This window comes from Paracoccus sp. R12_2 (genome assembly GCF_017744015.1).
Classification (GTDB): Bacteria; Pseudomonadota; Alphaproteobacteria; order Rhodobacterales; family Rhodobacteraceae; genus Paracoccus.
The window spans coordinates 103357-118323 of sequence record NZ_JAGHRA010000002.1 but is presented as its reverse complement, the minus strand read 5'-3'; the positions used below and the strand labels follow the sequence as shown (position 1 = coordinate 118323).

General features: G+C 64.0%; 12 protein-coding genes. 2 read left to right on the top strand and 10 right to left on the bottom strand.

All coding sequences use genetic code 11. The annotated features are described in order from the left end of the window. Positions 1-62: 62 nt before the first annotated feature. Positions 63-2396 (bottom strand): aldehyde dehydrogenase family protein, encoded by a 2334-nt coding sequence (locus tag J7359_RS03200; RefSeq protein ID WP_209055096.1) that lies wholly within the window; start codon positions 2394-2396, stop codon positions 63-65. Between the two features lie 7 nt (positions 2397-2403). Beyond that, entirely contained in the window at positions 2404-3351 is a 948-nt protein-coding gene (gene deoC / locus J7359_RS03195) for a deoxyribose-phosphate aldolase (protein ID WP_209055095.1), read from the bottom strand. 151 nt (positions 3352-3502) lie between these two features. On the opposite strand from deoC, the gene J7359_RS03190 reads away from it, so the two are divergent. Next, positions 3503-3703 carry a DUF2892 domain-containing protein gene (locus J7359_RS03190; protein ID WP_209055094.1) on the top strand — a complete coding sequence of 67 codons (201 nt, stop codon included), beginning with the start codon at positions 3503-3505 and terminating at the stop codon, positions 3701-3703. Here the strand turns inward: J7359_RS03190 and recN are convergent. From recN to murB, 8 genes are all read right to left on the bottom strand, one after another. Next, positions 3693-5339: a DNA repair protein RecN gene (recN, locus tag J7359_RS03185; protein ID WP_209055093.1), complete on the bottom strand. Its 1647-nt coding sequence runs from the start codon at positions 5337-5339 to the stop codon at positions 3693-3695. The two genes, J7359_RS03190 and recN, sit on opposite strands and share 11 nt — an antisense overlap. Positions 5340-5380: 41 nt before the next feature. Beyond that, positions 5381-6232 carry an outer membrane protein assembly factor BamD gene (locus J7359_RS03180; RefSeq protein WP_209055092.1) on the bottom strand — a complete coding sequence of 284 codons (852 nt, stop codon included), beginning with the start codon at positions 6230-6232 and terminating at the stop codon, positions 5381-5383. A gap of 186 nt (positions 6233-6418) precedes the next feature. Continuing rightward, positions 6419-7351, bottom strand: coding sequence for a UDP-3-O-acyl-N-acetylglucosamine deacetylase (lpxC, locus tag J7359_RS03175; RefSeq protein WP_209055091.1), 933 nt, complete (start codon positions 7349-7351; stop codon positions 6419-6421). Positions 7352-7579: 228 nt separating this feature from the next. Further along, positions 7580-9217: a cell division protein FtsZ gene (gene ftsZ, locus J7359_RS03170; protein ID WP_209055090.1), complete on the bottom strand. Its 1638-nt coding sequence runs from the start codon at positions 9215-9217 to the stop codon at positions 7580-7582. A gap of 222 nt (positions 9218-9439) precedes the next feature. Further along, the gene (ftsA, locus tag J7359_RS03165; RefSeq protein WP_209055089.1) at positions 9440-10774 is read right to left on the bottom strand and encodes a cell division protein FtsA; all 1335 of its coding nucleotides are present in this window, start codon (positions 10772-10774) and stop codon (positions 9440-9442) included. 6 nt (positions 10775-10780) lie between these two features. Then, positions 10781-11731: a cell division protein FtsQ/DivIB gene (locus tag J7359_RS20220; RefSeq protein ID WP_348524329.1), complete on the bottom strand. Its 951-nt coding sequence runs from the start codon at positions 11729-11731 to the stop codon at positions 10781-10783. Continuing rightward, positions 11719-12609 (bottom strand): D-alanine--D-alanine ligase, encoded by an 891-nt coding sequence (locus tag J7359_RS03155; RefSeq protein WP_247740176.1) that lies wholly within the window; start codon positions 12607-12609, stop codon positions 11719-11721. Before J7359_RS03155 ends, J7359_RS20220 begins: the two co-directional genes overlap by 13 nt. A 193-nt stretch (positions 12610-12802) precedes the next feature. Next, a complete protein-coding gene (murB, locus tag J7359_RS03150; RefSeq protein WP_209055087.1) occupies positions 12803-13747 on the bottom strand; it encodes a UDP-N-acetylmuramate dehydrogenase in 945 nt (314 codons plus the stop codon). 373 nt (positions 13748-14120) lie between these two features. Here murB and J7359_RS03145 point away from each other — a divergent pair, with 373 nt between their 5' ends. Continuing rightward, positions 14121-14960 carry a hypothetical protein gene (locus tag J7359_RS03145; protein WP_209055086.1) on the top strand — a complete coding sequence of 280 codons (840 nt, stop codon included), beginning with the start codon at positions 14121-14123 and terminating at the stop codon, positions 14958-14960. Positions 14961-14967: the final 7 nt, after the last annotated feature.

Below are 14967 nucleotides of genomic sequence, written 5' to 3'. Positions count from 1 at the left end.
GAAAAATACCCTCAGGGGTGAATTGGCCACGGGCCACGAGGGGGCGGACAGCCCCCTTCATCTCAGTAGGCCGCGCCGCCGCTGCCTTCGGGCAAGGCGCCGTAAGGCAGCCAGATCGTCTTCCACTGGATCGCGTGGCGCAGGAACATGGCGCCTTGCGCATCAGGCTTGGTCCAGTCGCGATTTGCGGGCGACCAGACGGGTTTCAGGTTTCCGCCCGCCTCGCGTTCGACAGATGCCAGCCCGTCACGATCCCCGACATACCACATCGCGGCCACGCCATCATGCGCGGCGGCGGTGCGGGCCAGTTCATCGCGGACGCCCGTGACGATGTTGACCACACCGCCCGGCAGGTCCGAGGTATCGAACACCTGATACAGGTCCGACAGCACCAGCGGATCGTCCTGCGCGGGAATGACGACGACATTGTTGCCCATCGCGATGGCGGGCAGCACCAGCGACATGAATGCCGCCAGCGGTTGGGTGTTCGGACAGGCGATGGCCATCACGCCGTACGGTTCGGGCAGCACATTGACCAGATGGCCGGGTTTTGCCTGCACATTCGCACCGTCGAACTTGTCGGCCCAGGCTGCATAGTGGAACGCGCGGGCGATGGCCGCATCGGTTTCCTGGCGATTGGTTCGCTTGGCGAAATCGTCGGCGCGGGCGGACAGGTTCTCGGCGATGTAATACATCACCTGCGCACGCGCATGACCGCCCATCGCGGCCCATTTTCCTGATTTGGCCGCAGCCTCGACGGCGTTGCGAATGTCCTTGCGGTTGCCCAGGGGCGCAAGCCCGCCGGGCACCTTGTACATGGCCCCGCCATCGGGGCGCTTCTGCGCGCCGCGCAGATAAAGCTTCATCGTGCGGTCGATATCGTGGCCCTTGCCTTCGGCACCGTCGATCAACACGGGCTGCCTGGGCGCCGGGTCCCTGACGGATTTCACCTGCGACTCGGAAAGATAGTCCAGCATGCCTGCGCGTCCGCCCTCGCGGCCGAAGCCGCTTTCGCGATATCCGCCGAATGGGGCGCTGGCGTCGAACATGTTCGCGCAGTTGATCCAGATGACCCCGGCATTGATCCGCGCGGCGATATCGGTGGCGACCGTCGCGCTTTCCGACCAGACCGATCCCGCCAGCCCGTAGCGGGTGTTGTTGGCCAGTTCGACCGCCTCATCCGCGGTGCGAAACGTCGAAAGCGTGGCGATGGGGCCGAATATTTCCTGCTGCATCCCCGGATTTGCGGGCGCGATGTTGCGCAGATAGCCCGGCGCGATAAAGCAGCCTTCGCCCGGCTGACCGCCGATCAGTTCTGCGCCCGCCCCGATTGCCTCGGCGCAGATCGACAGGATCCGGTCCTTCTGCACTGGATCGACGATGGCGCCGATATCGGTGGATTTGTCCAGCGGCTGTCCGATACGCAATCTTTCCATCCGCGCGCGCAGCAGGGACTCGAAGCGTTCCGCCACCGCTTCGGCCACCAGGATGCGCGAGCCTGCGCAGCAGACCTGCCCCTGATTGAACCAGATCGAATCGACGACGCCTTCCACCGCGGCGTCCAGATCGGCGTCATCCATCACGACGAACGGTGACTTGCCGCCCAGTTCAAGGGTCAGCTTCCTGCCAGCTCCCGAAAGGCTGGCCGCGATGGCGCGCCCCACCTCGGTCGAGCCGGTGAACGCGATCTTGTCCAGTTCGGACTGAACCAGCGCCGCGCCCGTCGCACCGTCGCCGGTCACGATATTGACGACGCCTGCGGGCAATCCGACCTCTTGGCAGATCTCGGCAAAGGCCAGCGCGGTCAGCGGTGTATATTCGGCAGGCTTCAGCACGACGGTATTCCCGGCCGCCAGCGCTGGTGCGATCTTCCAGGCCAGCATCAGCAGTGGAAAGTTCCAGGGGATGATCTGTCCGCAGACGCCAAGCGGCGCGTGGCCGGGAAATTCGCTGTCGCGCAATTCCGCCCATCCGGCGTGGTGATAGAAATGCCGCGCAGCCAGCGGAATGTCGATATCGCGGCTTTCTCGGATCGGCTTGCCATTATCCAGGGTTTCCAGAACCGACAGGAACCGTTCGCGTTTCTGGATGTGACGCGCGATTGCATAAAGATACCTTGCGCGCTCGTTGCCCGATAATCCCGACCATTTGTTTTGCGCCTTGCGGGCGGCCCTGACGGCCTCGGCCACGTCTGGGTCGCCGCCTTGCGTAACCTCGGCCAGCACCTCGCCCGTGGAAGGATCGCGTGTAGTGAAGGTCGTGCCTGACCCTGTGAACTTGCCGCCGATGAAGTGGCCGAAGGGGCTTCGGTCGCGCAACCAGTCGCGCACCGCACCGCTGTCCTCGACGGACGGACCATATTCCATGTTTTCCATGATTTCGCTCACGCGGCTCATATCTTCCTCAGGCGATGGCTTGACGATGACCGGCGGCGTATCGGCCGGTGACGTGGTGGCTGATCTGTCTTTCGATATCGCCCAGAAGACTGCTGGCGCCGATGCGGAACAGGTCCGGCGACAGCCAGTCGCGTCCAAGTTCCTCGCGCATCAGCACCTGCCAACTGATCGCATCCTTGGCAGTCCGCAATCCTCCGGCGGGTTTGAAGCCGACCTTGTGTCCGGTCCGCATGCAATAGTCGCGGATCGCCCGGCACATCACCAGCGAGACGGGCAGAGTGGCGTTGACGCCCTCCTTCCCGGTCGATGTCTTGATCCAGTCGCTGCCCGCCTGCATCGCCACATGACTGGCACGCGCAACATTCTCCAGCGATTTCAGATCGCCAGTCGCTAGAATGGACTTCATCCGCGCGGTGCCACAGGCTGCACGCATGGCCCGCAATTCATCATACAGGGCGCCCCAGTCGGCGCGCAGGACATGGGCGCGGGTGATGACGATGTCGATCTCGTCGGCACCCTGGTCGACGGCATAGCGGATTTCGGCCAGCCGCAGATCCAAGGGCATCAGCCCGGCGGGAAATCCGGTCGCGACGCTGGCCACCGGTATGCCGGAATTTCCCAGTGCCGTCTTGGCGGCGGCGACCATCGTCGGATAGACGCAGACCGCACCGGTGGTCAGACCTTCGACGCCCATTGCGGCCAGCAGATCCGCGGCAATCGGCTGACGTGCCTTCGCGCACAGGCGCGCGACGCGATCCGGGGTGTCGTCGCCCGCGAGCGTCGTCAGGTCGATGCAGCGCACCGCGTTCAGAAGCCATGCGGCCTGCCAGTCCTTCTTGAGGCTGCGACGCACCGGCAAGGTCGCCGCGCGTCGTTCGACCGCGGGCGTATTGACGCGGATATCCGCGAAAAATGACGTGTCCAGATCAATGCCGGGATTGCGACGGTCTGACATGGCCTGTCCTTGCGGCTGATTGGCTGGGCCCCACGGTAGCCGCAGCGACAGTCCCCGGCAAGGCGTGACGCCACGCACACGACAATGGTGACTTGACAGAATCCCGAGCTTATATATTCATTAACATGAATGATAAATGGGAGATCTGAAGATGACCCGGAATGTCGGCGGCGCGGACCGTATCCTGCGCATCCTGATTGGCCTGTCCCTGATCGCGGGGTTCTTCCTGGACGGTGATGCAACCTATCGCTGGCTGTATCTGCTTGGCATCGTGCCGCTGCTGACGGGCATGCTCAGAACCTGCCCCGCCTATTCGATCTTCGGGATCAGCACCTGCAAGCTTACCCGCTGAGAAGCGCGCGGGCGGCTGCGGTCGCGGCGTCGGTGATCCTGTCGCCCGACAGCATCCGCGCGATTTCCTCGATCCGCGCGCCGTCGGGCAGCGCCGTTACCGTGGATGTCGTCATCCCGTCGGCGACCGACTTGGCGACGCGGAAATGCCTGTCTCCTTGCGCGGCGACCTGCGGTGAATGCGTGACGACCAGCACCTGGGAATCCTGGGCAAGACGTTTCAAACGGCGGCCAACGGCATCCGCGGTGGCCCCACCGACGCCACGATCGATTTCGTCGAAGATCATAACAAGCGCGTCGTTGCCGCGTGCAAGGCAGACTTTAAGCGCCAGCAGAAACCGGGACAGTTCCCCACCCGAGGCGATCTTGTCCAAGGGTCCGGCCGGGGCACCGGGATTGGTCGCGACGGTGAAAGCCACGCTGTCCTTGCCGTCCGGGCCGGGATCGGCCGGCGAAAGGCGCGTCTCGAACACCGCGCGATCCATCTTCAACGGCGCGAGTTCGGCTGAAACCGCACGGTCAAGCCGTATCGCCGCCTGATGCCGGTCGAGGCTAAGTTTGTCGGCCGCAGCATGATACGCCTCTTCCGCGCGACGCGCCGCAGCACGCAGATCCCCGATCCGCGCATCCCCTGCGTCGATACGGTCCAGCCTGTCGCGGAACTGGTTCGCCAGGCCGGGCAGGTCATCGGCCAGCACATCATGTTTGCGCGCCAGTGCGCGCAGGGCGAAAAGCCGCTCCTCGGCGGCCTCATGAGCGCGGGGATCGAAATCCATCGCGGACAGGGCATCCTCGACACCATGATGCGCCTCGCCCAGTTCGATCAGTGCGCGGGACAGTGCGGCGATGGGTTCATCCAGACGGCCATCGGCTGCGTCGGCCGACGTCTCCAACCACCGCGAGGCATCCAGCATGGCGCCTTCGGCCGCTTCCGGTCCCAGCAACTGCAATGCCTGCGCGACATCCTTGCGGATCCGTTCGGCCGCCTGCATCGCACGTCGGCGGGTGTCCAGATCCTGTTCCTCGCCAGCAACCGGGTCCAAATCGTCCAGTTCCTTGACCGCGTGGCGCAGGAAATCCTCTTCCTCGCGGGCGGCTGTCAGCGCCGCTTCGGCAGCTTCCAGTTCCTTCAACGCCTCGCGCCGCGCCGCCCACGCAGTGCGGACCGGGCCAAGATCCTGTGCACCGAACGCATCAAGCAAGGCCCGGTGCCCGCGCGGATTGAGCAGCCCCCTATCATCGTGTTGTCCGTGCAGTTCGATCAGCAGTTCGGACAGCCGCCGCAGGACCTCGCCCGAGGCGCGGCGATCATTGACGAACCCGGTCTTGCGCCCGTCTCCGCCATTGACGCGCCGCAAGATCAATTCGTCATCGTCGATGGACAGACCTGCCTCATCCAGCACTGCCCGCGCAGGATGATCCGCCGGCAGATCAAATACGGCAGTCACCTCGCCCTGGGACGCACCCTGCCGGACCAGATCCGCACGACCGCGCCAGCCGAGCACAAAGCCCAGACAATCCAGCAGTATCGACTTGCCCGCGCCCGTCTCGCCGGTCAGCACGTTGAGACCCGGCCCGAACGTCAGGTCCAGCCGGTCGATCAGCAGCATATCCTGGATTTCGAGGCTTCGCAGCATACCGCCCCCACAAGCCACGCGTCAGCGCGGCATGTCCCCGATCACAGCCAGCGGCCCTGGATCATCTGGCGATAGACATTTCTCAGCCAACTGTCGCCACGTGCCTCGGCTGCCAGTCCGCGCCCACGCAACTGCCGATAGGCATCGTCATAGAAGGGCGACGACTGGAAGTTATAGCCGAGGATAGCCCCTGCGGTCTGCGCCTCGTCGTTCAGGCCAAGTGCCAGATAGGCCTCGGTCAGGCGCAAAAGCGCCTCGGGCGTCTGCGTCGTGGTCTGGAATTCCTCGACAACGACCCGAAATCTGTTGATCGCGGCCGTATAGTGCCTGCGCTTCAGATAATAGCGACCGATTTCCATTTCCTTCGCCGCAAGGTGATCGAAGGCAAGGTCGAATTTCAGGATCGCGCTGCGCGCATATTCGCTGTCGGGATATTGTTCGATCACGGTGCGCAGGGCCTGCAACGCCTGGAAGGTCAGACCTTGGTCGCGACCGACCTCGTCGATCTGGTCGTAATAGGACAGCGCCAGCAAATACTGTGCATATGCCGCATCCTCGTCACCGGGATAGGTGTCGAGGAAACGCTGCGCGGCGCCGCGCGCCTCTTCATATTCCTTGGCCCGGTGATTTGCATAAGCCTGCATGATCAGCGCGCGCTTGGCCCATTCGGAATAGGGGTAAAGCCGCTCGACCTCGCTGAAATAGAAGACGGCGTCTTCCGGGCTGCGACTGTTCTCCAGTTCGAATTCACCGCGTGTATAGATCTGTTCGGCGGTGAAGCGTTCCAGATTCCGCTTGTCCGAGTCGTCCGAACCAAGCGACGAACACCCCGCCAGCGTCATCCCCGCCAACACCGCAGCCATCATGGAAGCCGAGATTTTCGAGCGCGCCATCTTTACCCTGCCCTGCGATTCTGCTGTGCGACCGCCCGTTTCAGGCCGGGCTGCCGGCATCTCCTAGCACAGAACATCAGGGGGCGCAAAATGGCAATCCGTTGAATTTCACGAGTGATTTGAGGCTGTGTCTGGTCCTGATCGGACTGCCACGACGAAACACGACTCGGGCAAGGCGGCCGCGCCTTACAGCGCGGCCATCTCGATTCCTGCCAGTTCCTTGTAGGCGGCAACGCCCGCACCAGGCAGACGATCCTCAAGCGCGGGCGAACAGGTCTCCCACGTCCATGCGGTCGGATCGGCGAACAGGGCCCGCAGCAGGCGGTTCGTCATCGCATGACCGGCGCGATGGCCGGTATAGCGCGCCAGAAGCGGTGCCCCGGCCAAGGCCAGATCGCCCATCGCATCCAGCATCTTGTGACGCACGGCTTCGTCGGTGTGACGCAGGCCGCCCGGCGACAGAACCTGTGCGCCGTCAACGACGACCGCATTTGTATAGGTGCCACCCAGCGCAAGTCCGTTCTTGCGCATCGCATCGACATCGGCCTGACGGCAGAAGGTGCGGCTGTCGGCAAGCTCACGCAGGAACGCGCCGTTTGCCATATCCAGCGTTTTCTGCTGCCGCCCGATCGCCGCGTCCACGAAGTCGATGTGAAACTCGATCTCTAGATGGTCGGCCGGGCTAAGCCGGGCAAACGCCGCCCCTTCGCGCACCTCGACAGGGCGCAGAACGCGAATGGCCCGCAACTGGGCCGACTGCATCGCAATACCGGCGCGCAGGATGCCGCGCACGAACGGCGCTGCCGAACCGTCCAGGATCGGGATCTCGGGTCCGTCCACGACGATCAGCGCGTTATGAATGCCGGTGCCGGCCAGTGCCGCCATCACATGTTCGACGGTCGACAGGGTCACACCTGCCCCGTTGTCCAGCAGCGTGCAAAGCTTTGACGGCGTCACATTGTCCCAACGCGCCACGATATCGACCGCCGGATCCAGATCGGCACGGCGGAAGACGATGCCGTGATCTGCCGGCGCCGGGTGGATGTCCAGCCGTGCGGGCGCGCCGGAATGCAGTCCCACACCGGCGAAGGTCACCATTTTTTTCAGCGTTGCCTGCATGACGAGCCTGCTTTTGAATTCGTTGTCCAAAGCCTGATCGCTTCGGCACAGTTTCAGCTAGGCGCAGCGGCGTTAGCGTTCAATTAACGAATTGTAACGGCATGAAACATTCAGACGCGAACCCGGTGCAACCCCGGCGGGTGCTGTCGTAATTATCTGATAAACAAAAGAAAAAGGCCGCGCGAGGCGGCCCTTTAGGTCAGTCTTCGTGACAGTTTCGTGATCGGCTCAATTCGCCTGACGACGCAGGAAAGCCGGGATCTCGACATTGTCCTGGCCGTGATCGGGATCGGCCAGATCGTCGAAATCGGTTTCCTGCTGGCGTGCGCGTGCGGCGACGCGATCGCTGACCCGTTCGGCAATGGATGAACCGCCCGGCTTCGAGGGAGCATGCCCGCCCTGTTCATTGTGTCCGGCCATCCGCTCCAGCATCCGGCCAAGACCGCTCATCCGGCTTTGACCATGGCTGCTGCGCTGCTGAGCATCGGCGACCTGCTGCGGGGCGCGTTCAGCGGGCTGCTGCTGTGCGCGACCCTGTCCATGATGTTCGACTGCGCGGCGCAGGCGATCCATCACCTCGGGTGCGGGTTGGCCGCGTCCACCGGCAGGCGCGCGCGGAGCGACAAAATCGGGCATGTCGTCATCGACCCGAACCGCAGCCGCACGCGCAGGCTCTTTCGGCTGATACGCGGGCTTCGGCATGTCCTCTTCAGTCCGGGACGCGGAGACCGGCGCGGCAGGGCGCGTTTCGGCGGCCGGGGCCGGGGTGCGGCGCGGTGGCACCGGCAGGTCGTCGCCAGCGACGGCGGCATCGGCCGCGTCATCCTTGCGGGCAACCGACGGCGTCTGGGTCAGCGGCTCAGCCATGCTGCGGCGCGGGGCCGGAACTTCCTCGACAGCGCTGGCGTCGATGCCGGTCGCGACGACGGAAACGCGGATATTGCCTTCCATATCTGGATCCAGCGTCGAGCCGACGATGATGTTCGCGTCGCTGTCCACCTTGTCGCGGATCACGTTCGCGGCCTCGTCCAGTTCGAACAGGGTCATGTCGTAACCGCCGGTGATGTTGATCAGCACGCCCTTGGCGCCGTTCAGGCTGATCTCGTCCAGCAGCGGGTTGGCGATGGCGCGTTCGGCGGCTTCCTGCGCGCGGTTGTCGCCAGCCGCTTCGCCGGTGCCCATCATGGCCTTGCCCATTTCGTCCATTACCGCGCGAACGTCAGCGAAGTCGAGGTTGATCAGGCCCGGGCGCACCATCAGGTCGGTGACGCCCTTGACGCCCTGATACAGCACGTCGTCGGCCATCGCGAAGGCTTCGGTGAAGGTGGTCTTCTCGTTGGCCAGGCGGAACAGGTTTTGGTTCGGAATGATGATCAGCGTGTCCACGACCTTCTGCAGGGCTTCGACGCCCTCTTCGGCCTGACGCATCCGCTTGGTGCCTTCGAACTGGAAGGGCTTGGTCACGACGCCAACCGTCAGGATGCCCATCTCGCGGGCGGCCTGCGCGATGATCGGGGCTGCGCCGGTGCCGGTGCCGCCGCCCATGCCGGCGGTGATGAAGCACATATGCGCGCCCATCAGGTGATCGACGATATCCTCGATCGTTTCCTCGGCGGCCTTGGCACCGATCGACGGCTTGGCGCCTGCGCCCAGCCCTTCGGTCACTTTCGGCCCCATCTGCACACGACTTGTCGCGCGCGATTGCGCCAGTGCCTGCGCGTCGGTGTTGGCAACCACGAACTCGACCCCGTCAAGTTGCTTCTCGATCATGTTGTTGACCGCGTTGCCACCAGCGCCGCCGACACCGAATACGGTGATGCGTGGCTTCAGCTCTTCTTCGTCGTTCATCATCAGATTGAGATTCATGGTTTCCGCCTGTTTGTCTTAGTTCGCCGCGGACGTGGACCGCCCGTTCGAATCCCCCGAATTAACTGCAATCGTAGCGGTTAGGATACCGCGCGTCACCCGAAAAACAGTTCGTCACCGCAAAATCTGGCGTTCCGGCCGGTTCGTATCGGCGGTATCTTGCCAAGCACCCTGAATATGGTAGCCGCACTGCGACAACCCCATAGCGAAACTTTCCTGCAATCACCAGTTGTTGCGGAACCAGCGATAGGCCCGACGCAAGCTGCGGGCCGGATACGCCTCGGCCGGCATTTCGAAATCCCACCATTCGTCCTGCGGATGGGCCGCGAACAAGGCCAGCCCTACTGCGCTGGAAAAACTAGGGTCGGTCAGTTGATGCGCCAGCCCGTCGATTCGCAAGGGTCGGCCGCAGCGGATATTCGGACCCAGGATCCGTGTCGCCAACCCGTCCAGCCCGGGAATCTGGCTGCCGCCGCCCGTCAACACGATCTGCTGACTGGGCATGAAATCAAATCCCGCGGCATCAAGGACTTGCCGCACATTCTCTAGAATTTCCTCGATCCGGGGCCGCATCACACCGATGACGTCGGCGCGGCTGACCAGCCGACGATCCGCCTCCCAGTCACCGGTTTCGCCGCCGACCTCGATCATGTCCCGGTCATCGCGCCCGGTTGCCTCGACCCCGCCGTTCAGAGTCTTCAGCCGTTCGGCCATCGGCAACGGAACCCGCAGCCCTTGCGCGATATCCTGCGTCACCAGCGCGCCGCCAATCTGAACATGATCCGAGAAGATCATGTGTTTCTTGACAAAAATCGAAACGGATGTGCCGCCGCCGCCGAAGTCGATACAGGCGGCGCCCAGTTCCTGTTCATCCTCGACAAGGCTGGCCCGAGCCGAGGCGTATGATGCCGACGCGATACCCGCAAGTTCTAGGTCGCAGCGCCGGATGCACTGGACCAGGTTACCCAACATGTCGCCGTCCACCGTCAGCACATGCATGTCGCAGGCCAGCTTGTTGCCCACATGGTCCCGCGGATCGGCCAGGCCGCTGCGGTTATCAACTGCGAAATTGACCGGCTGCGCGTGCAGCACTTCGCGACCGCGCCCGAAATCCGGCGCATCACATGCCGCCAGCACCGACGCGACATCGTGTTCGCCGACCTTGCCGGATTCCAGCACGATCTCACCCGCCAAGCCGTAAGAGGCCGGCCGACCGCCCGACAGGCAGGCAATGACGTGATCGACGCGCACGCCCGCAAGTTTCTGGGCGGCGGTCACGACCGTCCGGATCGCGCGTTCCGTTTCGGCCATGGTCTCGATCTCGCCACGCCGCATGCCGCGCGACCGGGTCGATGCCGCACCGATTACCCGGAAATTCGCCTGACCCGCCATCGGGCCGACGCCGTCGGTCTCGCGGAACGTGCCGGTGCCATCGAATTTCAGGACCAGGCACGCAATCTTCGAGGTTCCGATATCAAGGATGCCGATCACCCCGCGTTGCAGGGCGGCGCGGCGCATGTTCCGCATTGCCCGCTGCGTCTGATACAATTCCGCCATCTGGTCTCAGCCCCCCTTCTTGTCGTCTTCAAGAATATTGCCGTCCGGTCCCAGCAACGGCTTGCCGCGTGCCTGACGGATGGTGTTGCGCGCGTCGACGCCCAAGCGCAGAACAGGTCGCGAGGGATCGCGCAGATCGACGGTCGTGACATCGCGCCCCAGCATGTCCTGGGCCCGGTCCAGCGCGATCGCCGCTTCCAGCGCGATCACGGCACCCTCTTCGGGCAACATGATCCGCTGGCCGTGATTCAGCACAACGTCCCAGCGCCGCTCGCCGCGGCGCACCAAGCCCCGCAGTCGCGGCAGGATCGGCCCCGCCGCGTCGATCAACTCCAACGCCTCGGCACTTGCCAGATCCGCACCATCGCCTGCGATCAGCGGAAGATCGGGACGGACCTCGCGCGAGGTGACGCCCGCAACCCGATGTCCGCCCTCGTCGAGGATCTCGATGCCGCGCGCATGGCGCCACAACAGCGCGGGTTCGCGTTCGGTGACCACCGCCGACAGGATGCCGCCCGGCTTGATCCGCAGATCGATCGATTCAATGGCGTCAAGCTGCATCACCTGAAACCGCAGCGCCGGAAGGTCGATGTCAAAGCTGGACGCCGGCAGATCGACCGGCAGCATCGCCCGCAACGCCTTGTCCACGACTGGCGATGCGCCTTCGACCGTCATCATCCGGACCTGAAATTCCTCGCGGCTTTGAACCTTGTCGATCAGTGCGGTGACGCCCCCGGTCAAGGTGGCACGGCGATCCTCATCGGACAGCCAAAGCCCTACGGTCATCGCGATCAGGAAGGCCGGCACACCGACACGAAGCAGGCGCCGATACAGCGGCGTCAGCCACATCCGTTCCAGCCGATATTTCAGCCGCGACGGCGCCGGATCGCGCTTGACGCGGGGCGACGGCGGCGCATCGGCGCGCTGCCGGGGACGATGATCGATCACGTCCGGCACAGCGCATCCTCCACCATCCAGCGCATCAGCGCGGGGAAGTCCATACCGGCATGGGCTGCCTGCTCGGGCGCCAGTGAGGTCGGGGTCATGCCCGGCTGCGTATTCACCTCCAGCAGGATCAGACCGGCAACGCCGCGCGCCTCGTCCCAACGGAAATCGGTTCGGGTCAGGCCACGGCAGCCAAGCGCCGCGTGCGCGCGGACGGCATAATCCAGACAGGCTTCGGCAATCTCGGCGGGAACGGCAGCGGGGATGACGTGGCGCGATCCGCCCGCCTTGTATTTGGCGTCATAATCGTACCAGCCCTCGGTGATGATCTCTGTCACCCCAAGTGCGCGATCGCCCAGAACCGTGGTCGTCAGCTCGCGTCCGGGGGCATAGGTCTCGACCATGACCCGCGCCGGCATCGTGTCGGCAAGTTGCGGCGGACCGTTCGCCGCCTCGTGCACGATATAGACCCCGACGCTGGAGCCTTCGTCGTTGGGTTTGACCACATAGGGCGGAGACAGCACATGCCGCGTCCGAACCTCGGCCGCGTCCGCGATCACGCTTTCCACGACCGGCAGTCCAGCATCGCGAAACGCCTGCTTGGCCACGGTCTTGTCCATCGCCATGGCAGAAGCCAGGACACCGGAATGCGTATAGGGCAGGCCCATCCATTCAAGGATGCCCTGCACGCAGCCATCCTCGCCCCAGCGGCCATGCAATGCGTTGAAGACGACATCGGGCGCAATCCGGGCCAGCCGCGCAGCGACATCGCTGCCCAGATCCGGCCCCAGTTCGACCTCGATCACGTCATAGCCCGCCACCCGCAGCGCCGCGGCGCATTCGCGCCCCGATGACAACGACACCTCGCGCTCGGCCGAGGGGCCACCCATCAGAACGGCTACGGTATGGGCTGTCCTGCTCGACCTGCCCGTCACGTTTTCGCCTCATTCGCCCGGTTTTTCCGGGCTGGATTGGTTGAGACGCGGCCGGATTGTTCCCGATCCTGCGCCCTGCTCCGGCAGGATAGCCGCAAAGCGGAAATCGCAAAAGGACATTTTTGCGTTTCCGCGCAGAATGTTGGCCCTAGCGCGGGTCGTCGCCGTCTGGCAGCGGGTCGCCGATGCGGATGACCTCCCATCGCAGGTCGTGACCGCTGTCCTCCAGCACGCGCCGGCGCACCAGCTCGCCCAATGCCTCCAGCTCAGCGGCGGTCGCGCCACCCGTGTTCAGCAGGAAATTCGGATGTTTTTCAGACATCTGCGCGCCGCCCCAGCTGTGACCGCGCAGGCCCGCGCGGTCGATCAGCGTCCAAGCCTTCAGGTCGTGGCTGTCGTCGTCGCGGCCGGTCGAGCTGAAGCCTGCCGGGTTGCGGAAGGTCGAGCCGGCGCTGCGGTCCTTGGTCGGCTGGGTCTCGTCGCGCCTGGCCAGTTGCCGCGCCATCCTGTCGTGCAGCGCGTCAGGGTCGCCCGATGCGGCGCGGAACACCGCTTCGGTGATGATCGCGCCCGGCGGCAGGTCCGCGTGACGATAGGCGAAGTTCAGATCCTGCGGTGTCAGGGTGATCTGGCGACCGCCGCGGGTGACGGCGCGGGCCAGGGTCAGATGATCGGCGACATAGCTGCCATAGCAGCCCGCATTCATCCGCACGGCACCGCCGATACTGCCGGGAATGGTGCGCAGGAAGGTCAGGTCCAGCCCCGCATCGGCGGCGCGGCGGGCGACATGGGCATCCAGCGCCGCTGCCCCGGCTGTCACGGTTTCGTCAGCGATTTCAATGCCGTTGAAGCCGCGCCCCAGACGGACCACCACACCGCGGATGCCGCCGTCACGGACGATCAGGTTGCTGCCGACGCCCATGGGAAAGACCGGCACGGCGGGGTCCAGCGCGGCCAGGAATTCGGCCAGATCCTGCGGATCGGCGGGCTGGAACAGCCAGTCGGCGGGGCCTCCGACGCGCAGCCAGGTCAGGCTGTCGAGGGGCCGGTTCGGGGTCAGCATGCCGCGGGGGGTGGGAAGATCGAAGGTCATCCGATGCTGGTAGCCAGAGCCGCGCGAGGCGTCAACATCGCGACTGTTGCACGGGCCGCGCAACAGGCCGTGCGTTGCGTGATACCGCGACGCGCGCCCCGATGGCGGCAGGGCCAGCAAATGCAGGGATTTCGGCCGCACAGGCCGTGCACCGGGGCGGCACAGCCCGTGCACAGGGCGTACACAGCTTGCGAGCCCGGCGTTAAGGAATCGTTAGGGACTGGAGAGAGCTTCCGCGCAGATCAAATTTCCATTCCCGCGCGCGAGATACGCAAGAGGGTCCTTTAGGCGTTGATTTCCAAACAGCACAGTTCATTGTCTAGACGCGGGGAGTTTCTCACGAGCAGACGATAAGCATGGGAAGGACGTGGACATGGGGCCGTTCGATCATGAAGACGAAACATTGTCGCCGCAGCAGGCGCGAGTTTTGATCGAGAAGGAGGGTTGGACCTACGAAGGCGATATCCGGACTGAGATCGAGACTGCCTTCGCAGACGCGGATCAGGATTTCTTGCGTTTCGTCAGCGCAGGTTACCCTGATGATGGTCATATTCAGCGCGACATGCGATTGCTGCAGGCAAATCTGCGTGCGGTGTTGATCGACGACAATCCCGAGTATCACTTTTTTGAACTGGATCGAAAATCCGAAGATCCACGCCATGCCGAGCGTTTGGAAATGCGCCTCGGACGAGGCCGCATCTTGAAGATAAAACCCACTCTGAAAGGAAGCATCGCGCCGCTGGTCGCCGTTGCCAGTAGCCTGAAGCTGGCGATCGCGACCGATCCCCAACTGGGACATCTTCTCGGGTTGGGTGCGTTGGCCGGAGCGGGGTTCTATTCCAACTTTCTGAAGACTATCCTTGGCGCATATGAGAAGCTTCGGGATCCACGCGAAGTCTGCATCTACGAGGTTCTCTGCATCCGGCAAGCGGTGCTAAGCCCGGAAATCGTGAACCATGATGCCTACAGGGAAAAGGACTTGGACCGCGCGGTCGCGCATCGTTTTCCGACCAAGGACGGGCTGGCCAATGCGATCAGCAATACGCCGGACTGCAGCTATGTCTATCCACTGGGCAAATCGCGCGCCATCAAGCCTGATGCGTGGCGCGGCGACAAGAAAGAATGGTTTACGGATTTCGAAGCGGTGCTTGAGGAAATGGTCAAGCGACAGGTGCTTACCACCAGAAACGGACGCTATTACCCGACATTCTGAACGCAGG

Bases quoted from the DNA above. Each gene is read 5' to 3' on its own strand.
- J7359_RS03200 (WP_209055096.1), bottom strand. From the start codon at position 2,396: ATGAGCCGCGTGAGCGAAATCATGGAAAACATGGAATATGGTCCGTCC.
- deoC (WP_209055095.1), bottom strand. From the start codon at position 3,351: ATGTCAGACCGTCGCAATCCCGGCATTGATCTGGACACGTCATTTTTC.
- J7359_RS03190 (WP_209055094.1), top strand. From the start codon at position 3,503: ATGACCCGGAATGTCGGCGGCGCGGACCGTATCCTGCGCATCCTGATT.
- recN (WP_209055093.1), bottom strand. From the start codon at position 5,339: ATGCTGCGAAGCCTCGAAATCCAGGATATGCTGCTGATCGACCGGCTG.
- J7359_RS03180 (WP_209055092.1), bottom strand. From the start codon at position 6,232: ATGGCGCGCTCGAAAATCTCGGCTTCCATGATGGCTGCGGTGTTGGCG.
- lpxC (WP_209055091.1), bottom strand. From the start codon at position 7,351: ATGCAGGCAACGCTGAAAAAAATGGTGACCTTCGCCGGTGTGGGACTG.
- ftsZ (WP_209055090.1), bottom strand. From the start codon at position 9,217: ATGAATCTCAATCTGATGATGAACGACGAAGAAGAGCTGAAGCCACGC.
- ftsA (WP_209055089.1), bottom strand. From the start codon at position 10,774: ATGGCGGAATTGTATCAGACGCAGCGGGCAATGCGGAACATGCGCCGC.
- J7359_RS03155 (WP_247740176.1), bottom strand. From the start codon at position 12,609: ATGGGTGGCCCCTCGGCCGAGCGCGAGGTGTCGTTGTCATCGGGGCGC.
- murB (WP_209055087.1), bottom strand. From the start codon at position 13,747: ATGACCTTCGATCTTCCCACCCCCCGCGGCATGCTGACCCCGAACCGG.
- J7359_RS03145 (WP_209055086.1), top strand. From the start codon at position 14,121: ATGGGGCCGTTCGATCATGAAGACGAAACATTGTCGCCGCAGCAGGCG.